The organism is Streptomyces sp. GQFP, assembly GCF_021545335.1.
Lineage (GTDB): Bacteria > Actinomycetota > Actinomycetes > Streptomycetales > Streptomycetaceae > Streptomyces.
The window spans coordinates 3,084,285-3,104,957 of sequence record NZ_CP089312.1; the positions used below are offsets into that span (position 1 = coordinate 3,084,285).

Here is a 20,673-nt window from a genome sequence, read left to right on the forward strand (position 1 = left end):
ACTTCTGAGCCACGGGTCAACTCCCGGGATACGGCCAGGGGTTGGCCCGGCAGTGGATCCCGTCGTGGTCGAGGAACTTGGTCTGCTGCTGCATGACCGGCGCCAGCTCGCCGTCCTTGTCGCAGGTCACATGCCCGTAGCCCAGCCGATGGCCGACTTCATGGTTGATCAACATCTGCCGGTACGGGTAGATCTTGTCGCCATAGGTCTCGGACCCCTGCGCCCACCTGTAGGCGTTGATCATCACGCGGTCGGTGGCGGCCGAGTCGCACGACACATTGTCCTCGGTGGTGTCGAGCCCGGACTTGGCGCACCAGAAGGCGGTGGTGCCGGGGCTCGCCAGCGTGATCACGAAGTCGGGCTTGCCGGAGGAGATCCGCTCGAACGTACGACCGCCGCTGTGGGCCCAACTGCGGTCGTCGTTGAGCGTCTTCTGCACGGCCTGCGCGAACAGCGTCCCGTCGAGCCCGAGCCCCTGCTCGACGTCCACGCGGTACGTGTACTTCTGCCCGGTCCCGGGCGCCTTGGCGAACCCGCGGATCGCGTCGAACTTCCCCGAGCCCTTGAGGGTCGCCCCGAGCGCGTACGTCTTGGCCATCTTCTGGTCGTACGTCAGTGTCGTGACCGCCGCCGGCGCGTCGGACGCGGAAGGAGCAGCGTCGCTGTCCGCCGCGGAGTCCTCGGAGCCCCGTACGTCCTGGCCCGAGCCGTTCGCGGTCTGGGTGCGCACGCCACCGTCGTCGTCCTGGCCGTCGGTGACCTGCCCGGCCACGACGACCGCCAGCACGGTGGTGACGGCGGCAGCCGCGATCCCGGCGAACGCCCGGCCCTTGCCGCCGTCCTTGCCCTTGACGGGCTCGGCGGGCGGGACGTACCCGTCGCCCGCGTCGGCCTCGGACTCCCAGGTGGTGACGTCCCCGTAGGGATCGGAGGAGTGCCGCGCCCGGCCGCGCGGCGCGAAGAGGTCGACGTCCTCGGCGCCGGACGTACCGACTCCGTCGAAGGCGTCGACGTACGCCTGCCGCGGTCCCCGCGCGTTCGGGGGCGCGGAACGCTGACCCGGTATGGCCGGCCCGGCGCCGGTCCGCGTGCCCAACTCGCCCCAGCCGCCGCCGGTTTCCCGCTGCTCGGGATGCCCGCCTCCCCGGATGCGGGGAAAGCCGTGAGCAGGGGTCCCGTCCGGGAAACGCGGCATCCCGTGTGCCGGGGTGCCGTCGGGCAGACGCGGGAAGCCATGAGCGGGCGTACCTTCAGGAAGCCTCTGAGGCGGGCCCTGTTGAGGCTGTTGCCGCTGTGGGGATTGCGGGCCCTGCTGAGGTCGCTGCCCTTGTCGAGGCTGCTGTCCCTGCTGAACCACAGGGATGTTCGCCGTGTCGCCCTTACTGGCGCTGCCGCCGGTACGGCCGCGGCGGCTGTGACGTCCCACCTCGCGTCTCAGCTCCCCGCGTTCGCGGCGTCGGCCCGGCTGCCGACGGTCCTCGCTGCCACAGTACCGGTATCCGCTGTCAACTCACCTGTGTCCCCAAGTAGTTCACGGAACGCCGCTGCCACCGTGTCCGGGTACTCCATCATCGCCACATGTCCGGCATCGGGCAGCGAGAGCAGCCGGGAGTCACGGAAGGTGCGTGCCGCCCGCTGGGCCATGCGGTAGGAGACGAGCTGGTCACGGCCGCCGTAGACGAGGAGGGTCGGCGCGAGCACCCGCTCGGCCTGGCGCCACAGACCGTGCTGGCCGCCGAGCGTGTACGCGTTCACGATCCCGCGCGAGGAACGCGTCATCGCGTCCCAGAAGTACGGCAGTTGCAGCCGTCGTTCCATCTCCTCGACCGCGTGGCGGAATCCCTCGGGTGTCACCTGCTCAGGATCCCCGTAGCAGAGCGCCGTGACGCCGCGGACGCGCTGTTCGGCGCTCCACTGTGCGGTCATCCGGGTGAACAGCCGGGCCACACCGGGCAGGGCGAGCAGCGCGGTCGGCACCGCGGTGCGCTGCACGCGGACCTCCGGCAGCGCGGGCGAGACGAGCGTGAGCGTCCGGACGAGGTCGGGCCGCACCGCAGCGACGCGCGTCGACACAGCGCCGCCCATCGAGTTCCCGAACAGGTGCACGGGCCCGCGCCCGGAGGCGTCGAGGTAGCGGATGACGGCACGCGCGTGCCCGGTGATCGAGTAGTCGCCGTCGTCCGGTGGCGGAGAGTCGCCGAAGCCCGGCAGGTCGAGTGCCTCGCTGTCGACGATCCCGTCGTGCAGCTGCATGAGCGCCGACCAGTTCTGCGAGGAACCGCCCAGGCCATGGACGTACAGCGCGGGAGGCAGTCCCTCGCGCGCGGGGGGCCGCGACCGCACGGTCAGGGTGATCCCCGGCAGCCCCACCGAGCGCAGCCGCTCACCCTCCGCGACCCTGACGGGCGCCACTTTCGGCAGCACATTGGTGGCCGGTACGTACGGCGGCTCGGTCGAAGACATGCGGCAATGTTACGAGACGATCACGCAGTGGTTCGTGTGTTCGGCGTCACAGGCGCGCGTCCCGCCCTCCCGGCGCCCCGACGGCATGGCGTCCGGCCCCCATGTCTCCTAGGCTCATAACAGGGCACCCGCAGTAGGGCCGCACACCCCGGGAAGGGAGCCCAGCATGGCCGTCGACCCCACCGACCCCGAGACCTTCGAGGAAGACGAGGACTTCGAGGGCGGGGACAGCGCCACCGATATCGACGTCGAGGCCCCCGAGGGCGACGCCGCCGAACAGCACAGGGACGTCACCCAGCAGCACGACGCCCCGTTCACCGGCGAGAACACCGACCGCGCCAACGAGGCCGACCTCGTGGAACAGGCCCGCGTCGTGAAACTGGACGAGGACGACTACCGGTAGCCGCCACCACTGATACCGGTAACGCCACCGCTCTTCCGCAACCGCTCCGCACCCAGCACAGGATTTGTTGCTATTTGACTAACTAGCCCGGAACATACAGTCCCTCGGTCGAGGAATTTCTGCGCTCGCACCGCGCACACCAGGGTTACCGAAAAGTACGATGGCCGCGCGGCGCACACCGCATGTGGACGAAATTGGGAGGCGGCGTGACAGCCATCGAGCAAACTGAGGCGGCACGCCCGCGGGGCACGCGGTTGCCGCGTCGCGCCCGACGGAATCAGCTGCTGGGCGCCGCCCAGGAAGTGTTCGTGGCGCAGGGCTACCACTCCGCCGCGATGGACGACATCGCCGAACGGGCGGGCGTCAGCAAGCCGGTGCTCTACCAGCACTTCCCGGGCAAGCTCGACCTCTACCTCGCACTGCTTGACCAGCACTGCGAGGCACTGATCGAGTCGGTCCGTACGGCTCTGGCCTCGACCTCCGACAACAAGCAGCGCGTACGGGCGACGATGGACGCGTACTTCGCCTATGTGGAGGACGACGGCGGCGCCTTCCGGCTGGTCTTCGAGTCGGACCTGACGAACGAACCCGCCGTGCGCGAGCGTGTCGACAAGGTGACGAACGAGTGCGCGGAGGCGATCTGCGAGGTCATCGCCGAGGACACCGGCCTCTCGCGTCCGGAGTCGATGCTGCTCGCCTCCGGTCTGGGCGGCCTCTCCCAGGTGGTGGCGCGGTCCTGGCTGCACAGCGACCGCAGTGTGCCGCGCGATCAGGCGGTCCAGCTGCTGGCCTCGCTGGCCTGGCGCGGCATCGCCGGCTTCCCGCTGCACGGCACCGAGCACCACTGACAGCCCGTTTGTTCCCACCGGCTGTTCGCTCCTGGCGTTCCCGGGCGGAACATGTACGTCCCCTCACCGGGCTAATGTGTGCTGGGTACGGCGCGGATGCCCGCGCACTTCACTGACCGTCGGAGGGACATAGCCGTGGAGGTCAAGATCGGCGTGCAGCACGCGCCCCGCGAGATCGTTCTGGAGAGCGGTCAGAGCGCCGAGGAGGTCGAGCAGGCCGTAGCCGAGGCCCTGTCCGGCAAGTCGGCACTGCTGAGCCTCGTGGACGACCACGGCCGCAAGGTCCTGGTACCGGCCGACCGTCTCGCGTACGTCGAGCTGGGCGAGCCGACGGCCCGCAAGGTGGGCTTCAGCGCGCTGTAGGACATGCACATGGGTGGGGCCCGGCGGTTCGAAACCGCCGGGCCCCACCCATGGTGTGCCCAGCATGGGCGATTGCTTGGGGGTGTGAGTCCCCTGGGGGAAGAGGTGGTGCTAACCCCGAGCCGGAGGCAAGGGCGTCATCGTGAGGTGGGGTCTGGAGGAAGCCCGAGGCGAGACCTGGGTACCGAGGAACACGAACCGTGTATGAGGCGTGCTGGTCGGGTGAGCCTGCCATGGAAGGTGATGCCCGTCTCCACCAAGAAGGCCAGTGCGTAAACGCGGCGGGGATCCAGGGACAGTGATCGTTCTTACCTGGGGAGATCTGTCCGGGTGTCGGTTGTGCTGAGGTTGTCGCCGCGCCGACGGTCCGTGCCGGGAGGTGGGGGCTGACCGGGCAGAAGTCAGCAGAGGCCGTAGTACCAGCCGGGATGGGCACGGCGGCTGGGAAGGGCCGAACATCGAGTGGAACGGATGATGTGGTGACTGCTCGTGCCGGTCACGTGGACCGCAGTAATACCGCTTCGGCGGTGCCGACCGGGGAGGGACCGGTGCATTCCGGAAGTGACCCGGCGGAGCGCAGTGACCGGCCGGCGCGTCTCACGGAGGACGTTCACCGCGAACAGGAGTGCTCTTTGTGGGAGTTGATGCTCTCGAAGGAGAACCTGCTCGCGGCGCTCAACCGCGTTGAAGTGAACCGGGGTGCTCCCGGGGTGGACGGCATGACCACGGCCGAACTCAGGCCGTGGATTGCGGTGCGCTGGCCCGAGGTGAGGGCCGAACTCGATGCGGGCATCTACCGGCCGTCGCCGGTCCGTCAGGTGGTCATCCCGAAGCCTGGCGGCGGTGAGCGGATGCTGGGGGTGCCGCGGGTGCTGGACCGCTTGATCCAGCAGGCCATCGCGCAAGTGCTCGTGCCCGTCTTCGACCCTGGCTTTTCGGGGTCGTCCTTCGGCTTTCGTCCCGGCCGGTCCGCCCATCAGGCGGTCCGGGTCGCGCGGCGGGCCATCGAGGACGGCAACCGCTGGGTTGTGGACCTCGATCTGGACCGGTTCTTCGACCGTGTCCAGCACGACGTCCTGATGGCGCGGGTGGCGCGGAAAGTCAGTGACCGCAGGGTTCTGAAACTGATCCGCAGGTATCTGGAAGCCGGGATCATGGTGGACGGCGTGAAGATGCCGAGTGTGGAGGGGACCCCGCAGGGGTCTCCGCTGTCGCCCGTCTTGTCGAACATCATGCTCGACGACCTGGACCGGGAACTGTTCAGGCGTGGTCACCGGTTCGTGCGTTACGCCGACGACGTCCGCGTCTTCGTGCGGAGCAAGCGGGCCGCTCAGAGGGTGCTCGACTCGGTCACGGCCGTGGTCGAGCAGCGGCTGAAACTGAAGGTCAACCGGGACAAGTCGAAGGTGGTCCACGCCCGCGAAGCGGTGCTGCTGGGGTTCGGCTTCTACTTCGCCCGGGGCGGCAAGGTCGGTATCCGGATCGACCCGAAGGCGGTCAAACGCCTGAAGGAACGACTCAGGGAACTGACGTCGCGCCGGTGGAGCATCGCGATGCCCGAACGCATCGGGAAGATCAACCGCTTCACCGCTGGCTGGATGGGCTACTTCCGGCTCGCGGACGGTTCACACCTGTTCCGCGAACTGGACAAGTGGCTGCACCGCAGGATGCGGCAGGTCCGGTGGAAGGAATGGAAGAGGCCGAAGACCCGTCAGCACATGCTGCGCAAGCTCGGGATCAACGAGCGGCTGTCCCGCGAGTGGGGCGGCACCAGCAAGGGCTACTGGCGGATCGCGGGCTCTGCCGTCCTCAACCAGGCACTGCCCACCACCCACTGGGACGACCTCGGCCTGCACATGCTCAAGCCGACCTGGCAACGGTTGAGATCAGCTGGATGAACCGCCGGATGCGTGGCCCGCATGTCCGGTGGTGTGAGAGGAGGGACGGGCGACCCGTCCCTCCTACTCGATTGGTCCGCATTCACAGGTTGACCACACGTCACCCTTACAAGTGGGTTGCTCTCAGCAGGTCACGGGTATGACGGGCTGTGAACGTCACGCGCAGGCAGGCTGTGGGAGGGAACCCGACATGTTCTTGGAAGCACTCGGCTCCGCGATCCTCGGCCTGGCCCTGGCATGGGCGGCGGCCTACCGCCTGCCCGACCGTCTCCCGGCCCGCCCCCTGGTCCTGTCGACCGGCGTGGCCGGAGCCCTCTTCGGCGCCTTCGTCACGCACAGCGCACTGGGCGCCGCCCACTTCGTACTGATCCTGCTGGGCGCAGCGGCGGTCTCGGCCGCCTCGGTCTCGTTGCTGCTGCGCCCTAAGGCAAGACTCCGCCGATCATCGGCAACGGCGTAGCCGAGCCGACAGGGGCGCGGGGAACTGCGCGACCAGCCACAGCGGCGCCGCAGACAACTACGCGGCCAACCCCAATGCAGCCATCCGCTTGGTGTGCGCCTCAGTGATCCGCGAGAACATCCGCCCGACCTCCGCGAGGTCGAACCCATCCGCGACGCCACCCACGAGCATCGTGGACAACGCGTCCCGGTCGGCGACCACCCGCTGCGACTGCGACAACGCCTCGCCCATCAGCCGCCGCGCCCACAGCGCGAGCCGCCCACCCACGCGCGGGTCCGCGTCGATCGCCGCGCGCACCTTCTCGACGGCGAAGCTCGCGTGCCCCGTGTCGTCCAGGACCGCGAGCACCAGCTGCCGGGTGTCCGCGTCGAGACGGGCCGCGACCTCGCGGTAGAAGTCACTGGCGATCGAGTCACCGACGTACGCCTTGACGAGTCCCTCCAGCCAGTCGGAGGGCGCCGTCTGCTTGTGGAAGCCGTCGAGCGCGGCGACGAACGGCTCCATCGCCTGCGTCGCGTCGGCGCCGATCTCCGTGAGCCGGTCCCTGATCTGCTCGAAGTGGTGGAACTCCGCCGACGCCATCTTGGCCAGTTCCGACTTGTCGACGAGCGTCGGCGCGAGCTTCGCGTCCTCGGCGAGCCGCTCGAACGCCGCCAGCTCGCCGTACGCCAGCGCGCCGAGCAGGTCGACGACCGCGGCACGGTACTGCGGGTCGGTGGCGGCCTGCGCCCAGTCCTGGGCGGCGATTCCGGTGAGTGCGGGAGCGGCTTCGGCCGCGGTTTCTGCTGTGCTTTCGTCGGGGGTCGCGGAGGTACCGGAGGCGTTGTCAGGCGTCGTCATGAAGCGCACAATAGCCCGCCTGCCGCAAGGCGGAAGTCCCTGCTCAATCAGTGTGACGACCACTACGTGACCGAATCGGCCATCGCATGTGCGCGATTCCGGGGTATGGTGGTAATGCGCTCGCTGAGTTGAAAGACGTAGCTCGACGGGCCACACGAATGAGGATGCCCGGTCGGTGGCCCGATCGGCTCCGACCCGACAGCTCTCCACATCCGTACGGCACAGTGCGTACGGAATTCGGAGGGACCCTCAGCGGTACGAGCGCTCGAGCGTCGGCAGTGGTCCCGTGCCACTCGGCCCGCCCGTGAGGCGGCCGAAGTTTCCGGCACGGTCCCGACACGACCCCCGCGCTCGCCTCGCACCGCGTACACAGAAGAGGCATTGCCCTGACTACGACTTTCCGGGATCTCGGAATCCTTCCCGAGACCGCCGAGGCGCTTGAAGCCGTCGGCATCATCACCCCCTTTCCCATCCAGGAGATGACCCTCCCCGTCGCCCTCACCGGCACGGACGTCATCGGCCAGGCCAAGACCGGCACCGGCAAGACGCTCGGCTTCGGGCTCCCGCTCCTCGAGCGCGTGACCGTCCCCGCCGACGTCGAGGCCGGCCGCGCCCAGCCCGAGCAGCTCACCGAGGCCCCGCAGGCACTCGTCGTCGTCCCGACGCGCGAGCTGTGCCAGCAGGTGACGAACGACCTGCTGACGGCCGGCAAGGTCCGTAACGTGCGCGTTCTCGCCATCTACGGCGGCCGGGCGTACGAGCCGCAGGTCGAGGCCCTCAAGAAGGGCGTCGACGTCGTCGTCGGCACCCCGGGCCGGCTGCTCGACCTCGCGGGCCAGAAGAAGCTGAACCTGAAGCACGTCCGCGCGCTCGTCCTCGACGAGGCCGACGAGATGCTCGACCTGGGCTTCCTGCCCGACGTCGAGAAGATCATGAACATGCTGCCGGCCCGCCGTCAGACGATGCTGTTCTCGGCGACCATGCCCGGCGCGGTCATCGGTCTCGCGCGCCGCTACATGTCACAGCCCACGCACATCCGCGCCGCCGCGCCGGACGACGAGGGCAAGACGGTCGCGAACACCGCGCAGTACGTCTACCGCGCGCACAACATGGACAAGCCCGAGCTGGTCGCACGCATACTGCAGGCCGAGGGCCGGGGACTGGCCATGGTCTTCTGCCGCACGAAGCGTACGGCCGCCGATCTCGCCGACCAGCTCGCGCAGCGCGGCTTCGCCTCCGGCGCCGTCCACGGCGACCTCGGCCAGGGTGCCCGCGAGCAGGCGCTGCGCGCCTTCCGCAACGGCAAGGTCGACGTCCTCGTCTGCACGGACGTGGCCGCGCGCGGTATCGACGTCGAGGGTGTCACGCACGTCATCAACTACCAGTCTCCCGAAGAGGAGAAGACGTACCTGCACCGCATCGGCCGTACGGGCCGTGCGGGCGCCAAGGGCATCGCGATCACGCTGGTCGACTGGGACGACATCCCGCGCTGGCAGCTGATCAACAAGGCGCTGGAGCTGAACTTCAACAACCCGCCGGAGACGTACTCCACGTCCCCGCACCTGTTCGAGGAACTGAGCATCCCGGCCGGCACCAAGGGTGTCCTGCCGCGCTCGGAGCGGACGCGCGCCGGCCTGGGCGCCGAGGAGGTCGAAGACCTCGGCGAGACGGGCGGACGCGGTGGCCCGCGCGGCCGCGGCGGCCGCTCCGGCCCGGCCGCCGCCTCCGCCCCGGCGGAGCGTGAGCGCCCGGCACGTACGCCGCGCAGTCGCCGCCGTACGCGTGGCGGCGCCACCGCGGACGCGCCGTCCACTCCGGTCACCGATGCCCTCGCCCCGTCCGAGCAGCCCACCGAGCGCCGTACGCCGCGCCGCCGTCGCCGTACCCGCGGTGCGGCAGCGGAGCCGATGGCCGCCTCGACGGCGACGTTCGTCGAGCCGTCGGCCGAGGCCGCGGTCGCGACGGCGGAGGGCACGACCCCCGAGGCGTCGGAGCAGCCGCGCCGCCGCCGCACCCGCAGGTCGGCGGAGCCCACGCCGACCGAGGCCGTCGTCACCGAAGCCCCCGAGGCCCCCGAGGCGGAAACACCGGCAGAGCAGCCCCGCCGCCGCACCCGCAAGGCAGCGGAGCCCACACTGACCACTCCGGACCAGGCCATCCTGGCCGAGACCCCGGAGGAGCAGCCGCGCCGTCGTCGCACCCGCAAGACGACGGAGCCGACGCTGACCACCCCGGCACAGGCCATCCCGGCCGAGGCCCCGGAGGAGCAGCCCCGCCGCAGCCGCACCCGCAAGACGGCGGAACCGACGCTGACCACCCCCGCCCAGACCATCCCGGCCGAGGCCCCGGAGGAGCAGCCCCGCCGCAGCCGCACCCGCAAGACGGCGGAGCCGGTCGTCGACACCGCCGAGGCCACGACGGCCCCGGCTGCGGAAGCCGCCGTGGACACGGCGGAGGGCATCGAGGCCAAGCCGCGCCGTCGTACCGCCCGCAAGACGACCGAGCCCGTCGCGGTCGAGGCCGCCCCGGAGAAGCCGCGCCGGACGCGTAAGGCAGCGGTGACCGCCGAGGCCGTGGTCGACACTGTCGAGGCCAAGCCGCGCCGGACGACCGCCCGCAAGGTGACCGCCCCGGCCGCCGAGGTTGCCGTAGACACCGCCGAGGCGGTCGAGGCGAAGCCGCGCCGCCGGACCACCCGCAAGGCCGCCGAACCGGCGGTTGTGGTGGAGACCGCCGAGATCCCGGCCCAGCCGACCTCGGCCGAGACTCCGGAGCCGAAGCGCCGTACGACGCGCAAGGCGACGGCACCGGCCGCGGAGGCCGCCGTGGACACGGCGGAGGGCGTCGAGGCCAAGCCGCGTCGCCGTACGACCCGCAAGGCCGCCGAGGCCCCGGTCGCCGTGGAGGCGGAAGCCACGGAGCCGAAGCCGCGCCGTACCCGCAAGGCGACGGCGTCGGCTGCGGAGGCCGCTGTCGACACCGCCGAGACGGCCGAGGCGAAGCCCCGTCGCCGTACGGCCGGCAAGGCGGTCGAGGTGGTCGTCGCCGACATCCCGGCGCAGGCCGCGGACGAGGTCAAGCCGCGCCGCCGGACCCGCAAGGCCGCCGAACCGACGGTCGTGGTGGAAGCGGCGCCGGAGGCCACCGGCAAGGCGACCACGGACACCGTGGAAGCCTGAGCACCAGCCACACCCCGACGGCCCGGCCCACCTCCCCAGGTGGCCGGGCCGTCGGCGTTTCCCGAGCCCTTGCGCTTTCTCGCCCCCGCCGCCCCTACCCGTCCCATCCTTCTGGGGGCTGCGCCCCCAGACCCCCGCTTATCGGCCTGAACGGCCTCGTCCTCAAACGCCGGACAGGCTGGGGGGGGTGGCCGGCGGGGGTCGGGTGGGTGGGAAGGTCGCGCTGAACGCGCTTGTCCTCAAACGCCGGACGGGCTGACATACCCAGCCCGTCCGGCGTTTGAGGACAAGGCCCCTTCAGGGCCGGAGCGGGGGTCTGGGGGCGCAGCCCCCAGGGATGGGACGGGTAGGGGCGGCGGGGGCGAACCACTTGGCGCGCACCCCCGCCGGATAACCTCGTCCCATGAGCAGGCCTCTGACCTTCGCCCCGCCCCCCGGCGCCCGTGCCTACGCGCTGCATACCGCACGCGGCGAGTTCGCCGTCATCGACGCCTCCGTAGGCGCCGGCGCCGAGCCGAAGGGGACTGTTCTGCTGCTGCCCGGGTTCACCGGCAGCAAGGAGGACTTCATCTCGACGCACGAGCCACTCGCCGCGCGCGGATACCGCACCGTCGCCATCGACGGCCGAGGCCAGTTCGAGTCACCCGGCCCCCGGGACGACGAATCGGCGTACGCGCAGAGCGAGTTGGCGCAGGACGTGCTCGCACAGGCCACAGCCGTAGGCACCCCGGTTCACCTCGTCGGCCACTCGCTCGGCGGCCAGATCGCCCGAGCCGCCGTCCTCCTGGACCACACCCCGTTCGTCTCCCTGACCCTCATCTCCTCGGGCCCCGCCGAGATCTCCGAGGCCCAGCAGCAGCGCGCGAAGCTCCTAAGGGACGCGCTCGCCGTAATGAGCTTGGCCGACGTCTGGGAGGCCATCCAGGCCATGGACGACCCGCAGGCCGGCGGCGACCTCGACTCGGTGGACGCCCTGGACGCCGGGCTCGACGACCGCGAGGATCTGCGCCGCCGCTGGATGGGCAACAGCCCGGCCCAACTCGTCGCCACGGGGCGCCAGTTGTGCACCGAGCCGGACCGGGTGGCGGAACTCGCCGCCGTGCCACTGCCCTTCCACGTGCTGTCCGGCGCCGAGGACGGCACCTGGGCCATCCCGCTCCTCGACGACATGGCCGTACGACTGCGCGCGCACCGGACCGTCATCGACGGCGCCGAGCACTCCCCCAACACGGACCGCCCACTGGAGACGGCCCGCGCCCTGGCCGACTTCTGGGACACCATCAGTCAGTAGCCACCGGCCGACAGCAGGCGACTCAGTACTGCGTCTGAAGGTGCTCCCAGAACCCGTCCCGCAGCGCCCGTCTCAGCTCGGCCTGTCCACGCAGCGAGTACTGGAGCAGCCCCTCCGCCTCCACCAGGAGGTCCTGGTCGACGGACCCGGGCAGATACGGATGCCCGGGCAGCAGCTCGACCAGTGACTCGCGCCCCCGCGCCGCCAGCCACTTCGCCGCGATCTGCGCGCCCACGAACCGCACGTCCTCGCGCGTGGGCCGCGTCCCGACCGACGCCTCGTAGGACGCGGCCGTGCGCCGGGCGACGTACGGCTTGAAGAAGTCGAGGTCGAACGTGCGCTGGCTGTCGACCTCCCAGAGCAGCGGCTCGGCCTGGTTGCGGCCCTCGGGGGCCTCGATGCCCCAGAGGTGGACCCGTGCCCCGTACCCCTGTGCCGCCTCGACCGCCGACACCAGGTCCTCGTCGCCGCCGATGAGGGCGGCGTCGCTGATGGCGCGGTGCCGGGCGAGTGACTCCAGGTCGGTCCGGATGAGCGAGTCGACGCCCTTCTGCTGGTTGTTGGCGTTGAGGTTGCCCAGGCGCACCTTCACATCGGGTAGTTCGGCGATCGACTGCTGCTCGATGGTGTGGATGCGGCGCCGGGCACCGTCGTACCAGTAGACGCGCAGCAGTCGGCTGTCCGCGAAGATCGTGCGGGCCTTGTCGATGAGCGCCTCGATGAGGCCTTCCGCGTCCAGTTCGTAGCTGCGGCGGTCCTCGGTCCCGGCGACGAGCCGGCCCGCGGCCGCGTACAGATATCCGGCGTCGACGAAGATCGCATGTGTCGAGGGCGTCTTCGCCACCTCGGCGAGCATGCGATGGAGCAGCTCGTTCGTACGGTCGAGGCGGGCGCTCAGCTCCGCGTGATCGTCGTGGTCGTCGTTGTTCATATACCTCCATTGTCTCGGCGGTCACGCTTCGAACACAACCGGTCCCGGTCAGCTCTTACCCGGCAGTAGTTAGACGTTCGAAAAATTTCTTTAGCGTAGGGAATGTTCGTAACACTCACGTAGTTGAGTACTACGTAACCAAGTAGTTCTCCTCAGGAGGATGACCAGACGAAGGGAGAAGCCCATGCGCTTCGAAATCATGCGTCTTGACGACGTCGACGGCACCCCCGTCGACAGTACGGTCGTGGACGCCGCCTCCGTCAACCGGATCGTGCAGCAAGCAGCCGCCATAGGGCAGCGCCTCTGGATCCGCCCGGCCGAGACCTCGGCCTCATAACGCGCGACCTGCGCGGATGACGCTCGCGGACGACGAGCAGACTTCAGAACCCCCGTACGGCACCGAAGCCGTACGGGGGTTCTGCGTATCAGCTCTGCTGGACCACCTGGGTGACCCCGTTGATGATCTGCTGCACGGCGATCGCGGAGAGCATCATCCCCGCGAGCCGGGTCACCAGGACCACGCCCCCGTCCTTGATGACGCGGATGATCAGCAGCGAGTACCGCATCACCACCCACAGCACGACATGGACGGCCAGGATCGCCGCCCACACCGACACCTGCATGGCCACGCCGTCCGCCTTCTGCACGGCCAGGATGACCGACACGATCGCACCGGGCCCGGCGAGCAGCGGCATGCCGAGTGGTACGAGGGCGACGTTCACGTCCTTCGTCTGTTTGGGCTCGTCCGTCTTGCCGGTGAGCAGGTCGAGGGCGATCAGCAGGAGCAGCAGCCCGCCCGCGATCATCAGGGCGGGCACGGAGACATGCAGATAGTCCAGGATCTGATGCCCGAGCAACCCGAACACGGTGATCACACCACCGGCCACACAGACGGCCTGGAACGCCATCCGCTTCTGCACGCGGGCCGGGCGCCCCGCGGTGAGCGCGAGAAAGATCGGGGTGATCCCAGGGGGATCCATGATCACGAAGAGGGTGAGAAAGAGCGAGCCGAAGACAGCGACGTCGAACATGGGTGAGGGAGCCTTGCGTAGGTACGGGGAGGAGGGGCGCGGACGACCGTCAGGCTCCGCCGGTCCCCGGCACCGGGAACGCCCCGGTGGCCCGCCGCGTGATCTCCCCGTACACCTCGGGGTCCGTCGTGTACTCCCCGAGCACACAGGTCTTGCGGCTGCCGTGGTAGTCGGAGGAGCCGGTGGCCAGCAGCCCCAGCTCCGCCGCGAGGCCGCGCAGCCGCACGCGGGTCGCCGGTTCGTGGTCCATGTGGTCGACCTCGATGCCGTCGAGCCCGGCGGCGGCCAGCTCCGCGATCGCGGACTCCGGCACCGTCCGTCCGCGCTTGCTCGCGGCCGGGTGCGCGAACACGGCCACGCCACCGGCCCCCTTGATCAGCCGCAGCGCCTCGAAGGGATCGGTCTCGTGCTTCGGTACGTAGGCCCGGGCGCCGTCGGCCAGCCAGTCCCCGGTGAAGGCGTCGTTCACGGTGGGTACGACGCCCAACTCGACCAGCGCCGTCGCGACATGCGGCCGGCCCACGGAACCGTCACCGGCGATCCGCAGGACCTGCTCCCAGGTGATGGGCACGCCCAGCTCCTGGAGCTTGGCCACCATGCCCTGGGCACGCGGCACCCGGTCGTCCCGCACCAGCTCCCGCTCGGCGAACAGCGCGGGCTCCTCGGGATCGAACAGGTAGGCCAACATGTGCATGCTGATCCCATCGAGCCGACACGACAGCTCGGCCCCGGTGACGAGCGTCAGCCCGGCGGGCAGCGCGGCGATCGCCTCGGCGTATCCCCGGGTCGTGTCGTGATCGGTCAGCGCGACAACATCCAGCCCGGCAGCCCCAGCGTTACGAACCAACTCGGCAGGCGTGTCCGTACCGTCGGACGCGGTGGAGTGGCAGTGCAGATCGATGCGCACGGTGCGAACTCCAGCAGGTGACGGCGCCAAGGGGGACGCCTCAGCATAACGGGCCGCCTTTTGTCTTTTAGGGGCGCGGGGAACTGCGCGACAAGCCCCCACCGGGCCCGCACCCCGCAACGCACCCCAGACACCCCAAACCCGACCGACACCCTCACGGCTGAAGCAACCGGGGAGACAACGCCCCGCAGGGAACCAACTCCACCTCAGCCCCCGCATCCCGCAAATCCGTAAGCACCAGCTCGTCATACATCAACAACCCCGACTGCTCAGGCCACACAACAGCCCACAACCACAGCCCGAGCGCCTCCCCCGCGAACACCGCCCGATCATCGGGCCCACCGGTGACATGCCACAACGGAGTAGGCCGCCCCGCAGCCAGCACCTTCGCCTCGGCCGGTTTCTCGACGTTCATATAGGGCCCCGGGTCGGGCCCGTCGATCCCCGCGTACCGCGCACCGAGCCCAACCCCGAGCTCCTCCGCGACCAGGATCAGCTCACCCACACCCCCGAGCGGACCGGGGCCCGAACAGGCCACCGCCGTCGCACGCCCACCGCTGCGGTCGTCCCCCGCACAGCCCACGCCCGTGAAGAGCCAGCCGACCGGCAGGGGCCACGGCATCCACACCGGAACCTGCGTGCGATGCACGACGACACTGAGGGCCTCGACGCTGGGCGGGATCACGGGCTGCAGCGGATGCACCGTCCCGTGCACATCGCACTGCCAAGAGTCGGCAAAGAGTCCGGGAGCCCTGACCCGGCCACCACACTTCGGGCAACTGGGTTCGCCCCTCATAGGGCCCCACGGTCCTCCCCGTCCTTCCTCCCGTCAAGGACGATCACCCGTCCGGAGTGACACGTTTCCACCGTTTCCACCAGGTGAAATTAGATGTAGCTTGCATTAATTAGCAACTCTAACTTACTATGTGCACACACCAACCATCTCCCGGGGAGCAGACATGAACAGCAGCACGGGAGGCACGGAAAGCCTCCTCCGGCAGCCGAAGGCTGTCTGGGCGACCGCCGGCGCGTCCGTCGTCGCCTTCATGGGCATCGGGCTGGTCGACCCGATCCTGCCGTCCATCGCCAAGGGCCTGGACGCCACGGCCGGACAGGTCTCCCTGCTCTTCACCTCGTACTTCCTGATCACCGCCGTGGCCATGCTGGTCACCGGCTTCGTCTCCAGCCGCATCGGCGGCCGCAAGACCCTGCTGCTCGGCCTCGCGTTCGTCGTGGTCTTCGCGGGTCTGGCCGGCACCTCGGGCTCGGTCGCCGAACTGGTCGGCTTCCGGGCGGGCTGGGGCCTCGGCAACGCGCTCTTCGTCTCGACGGCCCTCGCGGTCATCGTCGGCGCGGCGGCCGGCGGCAGCGCCGCGGCGATCCTGCTGTACGAGTCCGCCCTGGGCCTCGGGATGGCGTGCGGCCCCCTGCTGGGCGCGCTGCTCGGCAACGCCAGCTGGCGCTACCCCTTCTTCGGCACCGCGTTCCTGATGGCGATCGGTTTCCTGTGCATCACGGTGTTCCTGAAGGAGCAGCCGAAGCCGGCCCGGAAGACCTCGCTGCTCGACCCGGTCAGGGCGCTCGGCCACGGCGGTCTGGCCTCGGCCGCGATCTCGTCCTTCTTCTACAACTACACGTTCTTCACCGTCCTGGCCTTCACCCCGTTCGTGCTCGACATGACGCCCTACAAGTCGGGGGCCGTGTTCTTCGCCTGGGGTGTGCTGCTGGCCGTCTCGTCGGTGCTGGTCGCTCCGCGGTTGCAGCGGCGGTTCGGATCGCTGACGGTGCTGGGTGGCTCGCTGGTGCTGCTCGCCGTGGACGTGCTGGTCCTCGGCTACGGCAGTCACACCACTGCCGTGGTCTGCACGGTGCTGTCCGGTGCGTTCATCGGTGTGAACAACACGGTGTATACGGAGCTGGCGCTCGGGGTCTCCGACGCTCCCCGGCCGGTCGCCAGCGCCGGTTACAACTTCGTGCGGTGGTTCGCGGCGGCTGCGGCGCCGTTCCTCGCGCCGAAGATCGAGGGGTGGAGCGACATTCACATGCCGTTCGTGGTCGCGGCGGTTACCGCCGTGCTCGGCGCGGTGGTGGTTGTCGTGCGGCGGAAGTCGCTGACGCACGAAGTGGAGGAGCTGGAGGTTCGGCACGCTGCGGAGGACAGTGTTGGCGTCTTTGCGAGTTGAGCACGGTGGTTTGCCTGCGGGCCTGTGGGGGCTTGTCGCGCAGTTCCCCGCGCCCCTTTGGGGCGCGCTTGCCCAACTGGTGGTTTCCAAGCGGCCGTTGGTGATGTCTGTCACTCCGGAGTCGGATGTGAGGGTCAGTCCAGGGGGACGGACTTGCGGGACGGGTCCCGTAGGTCTGTTCCGTTTGTGAGCCAGCGTTCCTGGAGGGCCTGGGCGCCGTGGACGCGTTTCCAGGCGGCCTCGTTCGGGGTCATCGGGAGCAGGGGCAGGAAGCGGACGGGGTCCAGGGGCTCGTCCAGCTCCAGGTCCTCGATCAGGCCGCCCGGCTCGGCGACCAGGACCGAGGTGAAGGGCGCCCCCGGCCACAGCGGCTCGCCTACGTCGAGCGACGCGCCGGGAGCCACGATCACCCCCTCGACCTGCGGGGACGCGGCGAGGACGGCGAGCGGGCGCAGCACCTTGTCGGTGTCGGCGAGGCCGGCCCGGACGGAGATGACCAGTTCGGCGCGCGGGCCCTTCACCGGGTCGGCGAGGACCGCCGCGGGGTCCGCCATCGGCTGCGCGGACATGCCGAGCGTGGCGTAGCGGACGATCTCCCCGTCCCCCCCGTCCCGGTCCTGGCCCTGGAAACGCAGCACCTCGACGCGGTCCGTACCGAGGAAGGTGACCGCGGCGCGCGCGTCCGGTTCGCCCAGCGTCGTACGCAACCGGGCCTCGACCAGAGGAAGAACATCAGCCATGCGGCGAGCATAGAACTCGTCAGTTGCGGGCAAACGCGCACCTTGACAGTTCCGTCGGCTGTTACCCTAGGCCGGGTCCGGGCAGCACGCAGAAGCGTCGCGATCAAGTCCCGACACCTACGAAGTTCCCCTTAGGGGGCTCCCCTTGAAGGGGAATGATCGTCCCTCACGAGGGACCGGCCGGAGGAGGTGGGGCTGCAATGGATCGAAGTCATCCGTGCAGTAGCACCCGCTCTTCCGCCCGCTGATGTAGTTGCTCCGGCTGTTACCGCTGGGCTGTCACCTCTCGCGTTCGCGTCATCGCGGAAGAGCACTTGGTTTCGTTTTGCCCGATCCATGTGATCTGAGTCAGTTCTGAATCAGTAGCGAAGCTCACCACCGCGACGGTGCGGTGCTCCCCGCTTTGTGGACGTGCCAAACATCCTCAGTCAGGACGTCCCCATTCCGGGCAGTTCCAACCGTTGACGGCGGTCTTTCGTTGCGTGTCGCGAAGGAGCCTGCCAATGTCGATGATCCACAACCTGCGTGCCGCGGTCCGCCCGTCCCGTCCCTCCCTGCGCAAGGACGGCGGCAGCTACGACACCACCCGCGACCCCTCGACGCCCTCGGCCGTCGTCGACTGCGCCGTCTACCGCGACGGCGCCCGGGTCGACAACCCGAGCCCCTCGAAGACGCCGACCCCGCACGAGGCGATGCGCAAGGTGCGCCGCGACGGCGGCTTCGTGTGGATCGGGCTGCACGAGCCGACGGAGGCCGAATTCTCCGGTATCGCCAGCGAGTTCGGGCTCCACCCGCTCGCCGTCGAGGACGCGATCCAGGCCCACCAGCGGCCCAAGCTGGAGCGGTACGACGACACGCTCTTCACCGTCTTCAAGACCATCCACTACGTCGACCACGCCGAACTCACCGCGAACAGCGAGGTCGTGGAGACCGGCGAGGTGATGTGCTTCACCGGGCGGGACTTCATCATCACCGTCCGGCACGGCGGCCAGGGCTCCCTGCGCGCGCTGCGCCACCGTCTCCAGGACGACCCGGAGCTGCTCGCCAAGGGCCCCTCCGCCGTGCTGCACGCCATCGCCGACCATGTCGTCGACGGCTATGTCGCGGTCGCGGACGCCATGCAGGACGACATCGACGAGGTCGAGACGGAGGTGTTCTCGCCGGGTCGCAAGGGCACCCCGCGCGGTACCGACGCCGGCCGGATCTACCAGCTCAAGCGTGAGGTCCTGGAGTTCAAGCGGGCCGTCTCGCCGCTGCTGCGGCCCATGCAGCTGCTGAGCGAGCGCCCGATGCGGCTGATCGACCCCGACATCCAGAAGTACTTCCGCGATGTCGCCGACCACCTGGCCCGGGTCCATGAGCAGGTGATCGGCTTCGACGAGCTGCTCAACTCGATCCTCCAGGCCAACCTCGCGCAGGCGTCCGTCGCGCAGAACGAGGACATGCGGAAGATCACGTCCTGGGCCGCGATCATCGCCGTACCGACGATGGTCTGCGGGGTCTACGGCATGAACTTCGACTACATGCCCGAGCTGCACTGGAAGTTCGGCTACCCCGTCGTCATGACGGCCATGATCGGCCTCTGCTTCGGCATCCACCGCACGCTGAAGCGGAACGGCTGGCTGTGACGGGGGCTGGTGGCGGCGGGCTTCGTCGTTACGCTCTGCCCATGACTGACACGCTGCTCGACCGGGCCCTCGTCGAGGAGGCCACCAAGAAGTCCGGGCTCATCTGGGTCAAGGGCAACGGCGTGCCCGCGCTGCACGTCGGGGGCCACGGCATCCCGGCCCGGGCGATGTGGCACGTCTGGCACGAGGGCGGGGCCGTCCTGGTCGGCGACGGGCCCGGTGAGCAGCCGCTGCCGGGGCTGGTCGACGGGGCCGAGGCGGAGGTCACCGTCCGCAGCAAGGACAAGGGCGGGCGGCTGGTCGTCTGGGCGGCGACCGTTGTGGAGCTGGCCCCTAAGTCCCCTGAGTGGGAGGCGGCTGTCGCCGAGCTCAAGGGGAAGCGGTTGAACGCGCCGGACGGTGAGGCGATGGTGGAACGGTGGGCGCGGGAATGCCGGGTAGTGCGGTTGGTGCCGTGCGCGGGAGGCTTGCGCCCGCTGCCTGAGGGGTCGTTGGCTGCGCCGCCGGTGCCTACGTCGGCGACTACTCGAGAGGCGATCCCTGCAGGGTTGCCGCGGCTGCTGTTCCGGAAGCGGCGGGGTAAGTAGTTCGTTTGCTGCGGGCCGGTGGGGGCTTGTCGCGCAGTTCCCCGCGCCCCTTATGGGGGGCGTAGCCCCCCATACCCCCCCTCAAGAACTGGGCAGCTGCTGGCCGTAGTCCACCGTCTCGTCCTTCTTCGGTTCCTCCAGGGCGAAGTCCTTGCCCCAGTCGCTCAGCAGCAGCGTTCCCGCGCCGCCCGCGCGGACCAGGCGCAAGGGGTACGGGGAGCCCTCCAGGGAGACGTCCAGGGTGCCGCCGGAGCCCTCGTCGCCGGTGATGCGGATCGTGCGGATGCCCGACTGCTTGTGGTGGCCGTCCGTCGCGAGGCTGCCGTGGAGGGTGAGGAGGCCGTCCAGGAGAACGTTTTTGTCGGTGAAGCCGCTGAACTTCTTGTACGAGGGGTCGCCCGTGGGCACCTTCACGAACAGGCCCCCGAGCTTCTCGGCGGCCGCCGCGTCCGACTCGCTGTCCTCGCCCTTGCCGCCGTCCTCGTGGCTCCAGAACGCGGCGTCGGCCTTCAGGAACAGGTGCTCCCCGACCCGCAGCAGCCGGAACGTCGACCCCTTCGAGGTGACCGAGCCGGTGCCGCCGTCGTCCTTGAGACGCATGTCCAGGGTGTAGGTCGTGCCGTTGGTCACCACGGTTCCGGAGAGCCGTACGGTGTCGGCGGACTCGGCTGCCGTACGGGTCTTCGTCTGGATGGTGTCGGCGGGCAGCTTGCCGACCCCGTTGGTGCCCTCGTCCGGGTCCGAGCTGCATCCCGTGAGTCCTGTCCCCGTCACGACCAGGGCGCACATCGCGCCCACCAGTCCGGCGCTGCGGGTACGGCCACGGGGAATCGCAGACACAGGTGGGGCTGCCTCTCGTACGAGTGTCCTGGGCGGTCTGGACGGCAGCGTACCGGTGCCGTCGGGCCCCGGCGGAGCCAG

Annotated in this window: 20 protein-coding genes; 11 read left to right on the top strand and 9 right to left on the bottom strand. The window is 69.7% G+C overall.

All coding sequences use genetic code 11. The features are described 5' to 3' along the window. Positions 1 to 16: 16 nt before the first annotated feature. Positions 17 to 1,426, bottom strand: a complete 1,410-nt coding sequence (locus LUX31_RS13375) for a DUF3152 domain-containing protein (RefSeq protein ID WP_235474998.1) — start codon at positions 1,424 to 1,426, stop codon at positions 17 to 19. An 8-nt stretch (positions 1,427 to 1,434) separates the two neighbouring features. Continuing rightward, on the bottom strand, positions 1,435 to 2,463 hold the full coding sequence (locus LUX31_RS13380) for an alpha/beta fold hydrolase (RefSeq protein ID WP_235474999.1): 1,029 nt from the start codon (positions 2,461 to 2,463) through the stop codon (positions 1,435 to 1,437). A gap of 166 nt (positions 2,464 to 2,629) precedes the next feature. Here LUX31_RS13380 and LUX31_RS13385 point away from each other — a divergent pair, with 166 nt between their 5' ends. From LUX31_RS13385 to LUX31_RS13405, 5 genes are all read left to right on the top strand, one after another. Further along, positions 2,630 to 2,866: a hypothetical protein gene (locus LUX31_RS13385; protein WP_235475000.1), complete on the top strand. Its 237-nt coding sequence runs from the start codon at positions 2,630 to 2,632 to the stop codon at positions 2,864 to 2,866. A gap of 206 nt (positions 2,867 to 3,072) precedes the next feature. Continuing rightward, positions 3,073 to 3,714, top strand: a complete 642-nt coding sequence (locus LUX31_RS13390) for a TetR/AcrR family transcriptional regulator (protein WP_235475001.1) — start codon at positions 3,073 to 3,075, stop codon at positions 3,712 to 3,714. A 135-nt stretch (positions 3,715 to 3,849) separates the two neighbouring features. Beyond that, complete coding sequence (locus LUX31_RS13395; protein WP_235475002.1) at positions 3,850 to 4,077, top strand: DUF3107 domain-containing protein; 228 nt, start codon at positions 3,850 to 3,852, stop codon at positions 4,075 to 4,077. Between the two features lie 479 nt (positions 4,078 to 4,556). After that, positions 4,557 to 5,975 carry a group II intron reverse transcriptase/maturase gene (gene ltrA / locus LUX31_RS13400; RefSeq protein WP_235475003.1) on the top strand — a complete coding sequence of 473 codons (1,419 nt, stop codon included), beginning with the start codon at positions 4,557 to 4,559 and terminating at the stop codon, positions 5,973 to 5,975. 190 nt (positions 5,976 to 6,165) lie between these two features. Continuing rightward, complete coding sequence (locus LUX31_RS13405) at positions 6,166 to 6,435, top strand: hypothetical protein (protein ID WP_235475004.1); 270 nt, start codon at positions 6,166 to 6,168, stop codon at positions 6,433 to 6,435. A 57-nt stretch (positions 6,436 to 6,492) separates the two neighbouring features. Here LUX31_RS13405 and LUX31_RS13410 read toward each other — a convergent pair whose 3' ends face one another. After that, positions 6,493 to 7,284, bottom strand: coding sequence for a ferritin-like fold-containing protein (locus LUX31_RS13410; protein ID WP_235475005.1), 792 nt, complete (start codon positions 7,282 to 7,284; stop codon positions 6,493 to 6,495). Positions 7,285 to 7,754: 470 nt separating this feature from the next. Between LUX31_RS13410 and LUX31_RS13415 the strand changes: the two genes are divergently transcribed. Both LUX31_RS13415 and LUX31_RS13420 read left to right on the top strand, forming a co-directional pair. Next, positions 7,755 to 10,454, top strand: a complete 2,700-nt coding sequence (locus tag LUX31_RS13415) for a DEAD/DEAH box helicase (RefSeq protein WP_235475006.1) — start codon at positions 7,755 to 7,757, stop codon at positions 10,452 to 10,454. Between the two features lie 403 nt (positions 10,455 to 10,857). After that, positions 10,858 to 11,745, top strand: coding sequence for an alpha/beta fold hydrolase (locus LUX31_RS13420; protein WP_235475007.1), 888 nt, complete (start codon positions 10,858 to 10,860; stop codon positions 11,743 to 11,745). Positions 11,746 to 11,767: 22 nt separating this feature from the next. On the opposite strand, the gene LUX31_RS13425 is transcribed toward LUX31_RS13420, so the two are convergent. After that, positions 11,768 to 12,676 carry an NYN domain-containing protein gene (locus LUX31_RS13425; protein ID WP_235475008.1) on the bottom strand — a complete coding sequence of 303 codons (909 nt, stop codon included), beginning with the start codon at positions 12,674 to 12,676 and terminating at the stop codon, positions 11,768 to 11,770. Positions 12,677 to 12,860: 184 nt separating this feature from the next. On the opposite strand from LUX31_RS13425, the gene LUX31_RS13430 reads away from it, so the two are divergent. Further along, the gene (locus LUX31_RS13430; RefSeq protein WP_107055985.1) at positions 12,861 to 13,013 is read left to right on the top strand and encodes a hypothetical protein; all 153 of its coding nucleotides are present in this window, start codon (positions 12,861 to 12,863) and stop codon (positions 13,011 to 13,013) included. A gap of 88 nt (positions 13,014 to 13,101) precedes the next feature. On the opposite strand, the gene LUX31_RS13435 is transcribed toward LUX31_RS13430, so the two are convergent. The 3 genes from LUX31_RS13435 to LUX31_RS13445 all read right to left on the bottom strand — a co-directional run bounded on the left by LUX31_RS13435 (position 13,102) and on the right by LUX31_RS13445 (position 15,410). Continuing rightward, positions 13,102 to 13,707 carry a MarC family protein gene (locus LUX31_RS13435; protein ID WP_235475009.1) on the bottom strand — a complete coding sequence of 202 codons (606 nt, stop codon included), beginning with the start codon at positions 13,705 to 13,707 and terminating at the stop codon, positions 13,102 to 13,104. A gap of 49 nt (positions 13,708 to 13,756) precedes the next feature. Continuing rightward, the gene (locus LUX31_RS13440; protein WP_235475010.1) at positions 13,757 to 14,614 is read right to left on the bottom strand and encodes a PHP domain-containing protein; all 858 of its coding nucleotides are present in this window, start codon (positions 14,612 to 14,614) and stop codon (positions 13,757 to 13,759) included. A 154-nt stretch (positions 14,615 to 14,768) separates the two neighbouring features. After that, positions 14,769 to 15,410: a DUF6758 family protein gene (locus LUX31_RS13445; RefSeq protein WP_235475011.1), complete on the bottom strand. Its 642-nt coding sequence runs from the start codon at positions 15,408 to 15,410 to the stop codon at positions 14,769 to 14,771. Positions 15,411 to 15,573: 163 nt separating this feature from the next. Between LUX31_RS13445 and LUX31_RS13450 the strand changes: the two genes are divergently transcribed. Further along, positions 15,574 to 16,797 (top strand): MFS transporter, encoded by a 1,224-nt coding sequence (locus LUX31_RS13450; RefSeq protein ID WP_235475012.1) that lies wholly within the window; start codon positions 15,574 to 15,576, stop codon positions 16,795 to 16,797. A gap of 134 nt (positions 16,798 to 16,931) precedes the next feature. On the opposite strand, the gene LUX31_RS13455 is transcribed toward LUX31_RS13450, so the two are convergent. After that, positions 16,932 to 17,537 carry a suppressor of fused domain protein gene (locus tag LUX31_RS13455; protein ID WP_235475013.1) on the bottom strand — a complete coding sequence of 202 codons (606 nt, stop codon included), beginning with the start codon at positions 17,535 to 17,537 and terminating at the stop codon, positions 16,932 to 16,934. A 503-nt stretch (positions 17,538 to 18,040) separates the two neighbouring features. Between LUX31_RS13455 and LUX31_RS13460 the strand changes: the two genes are divergently transcribed. Further along, positions 18,041 to 19,165, top strand: coding sequence for a magnesium and cobalt transport protein CorA (locus LUX31_RS13460; protein ID WP_235475014.1), 1,125 nt, complete (start codon positions 18,041 to 18,043; stop codon positions 19,163 to 19,165). A 41-nt stretch (positions 19,166 to 19,206) separates the two neighbouring features. Continuing rightward, positions 19,207 to 19,752, top strand: a complete 546-nt coding sequence (locus tag LUX31_RS13465; RefSeq protein ID WP_235475015.1) for a hypothetical protein — start codon at positions 19,207 to 19,209, stop codon at positions 19,750 to 19,752. Between the two features lie 81 nt (positions 19,753 to 19,833). Here LUX31_RS13465 and LUX31_RS13470 read toward each other — a convergent pair whose 3' ends face one another. Continuing rightward, the gene (locus tag LUX31_RS13470; RefSeq protein ID WP_443046054.1) at positions 19,834 to 20,541 is read right to left on the bottom strand and encodes a hypothetical protein; all 708 of its coding nucleotides are present in this window, start codon (positions 20,539 to 20,541) and stop codon (positions 19,834 to 19,836) included. Between the last annotated feature and the right edge of the window lie 132 nt (positions 20,542 to 20,673).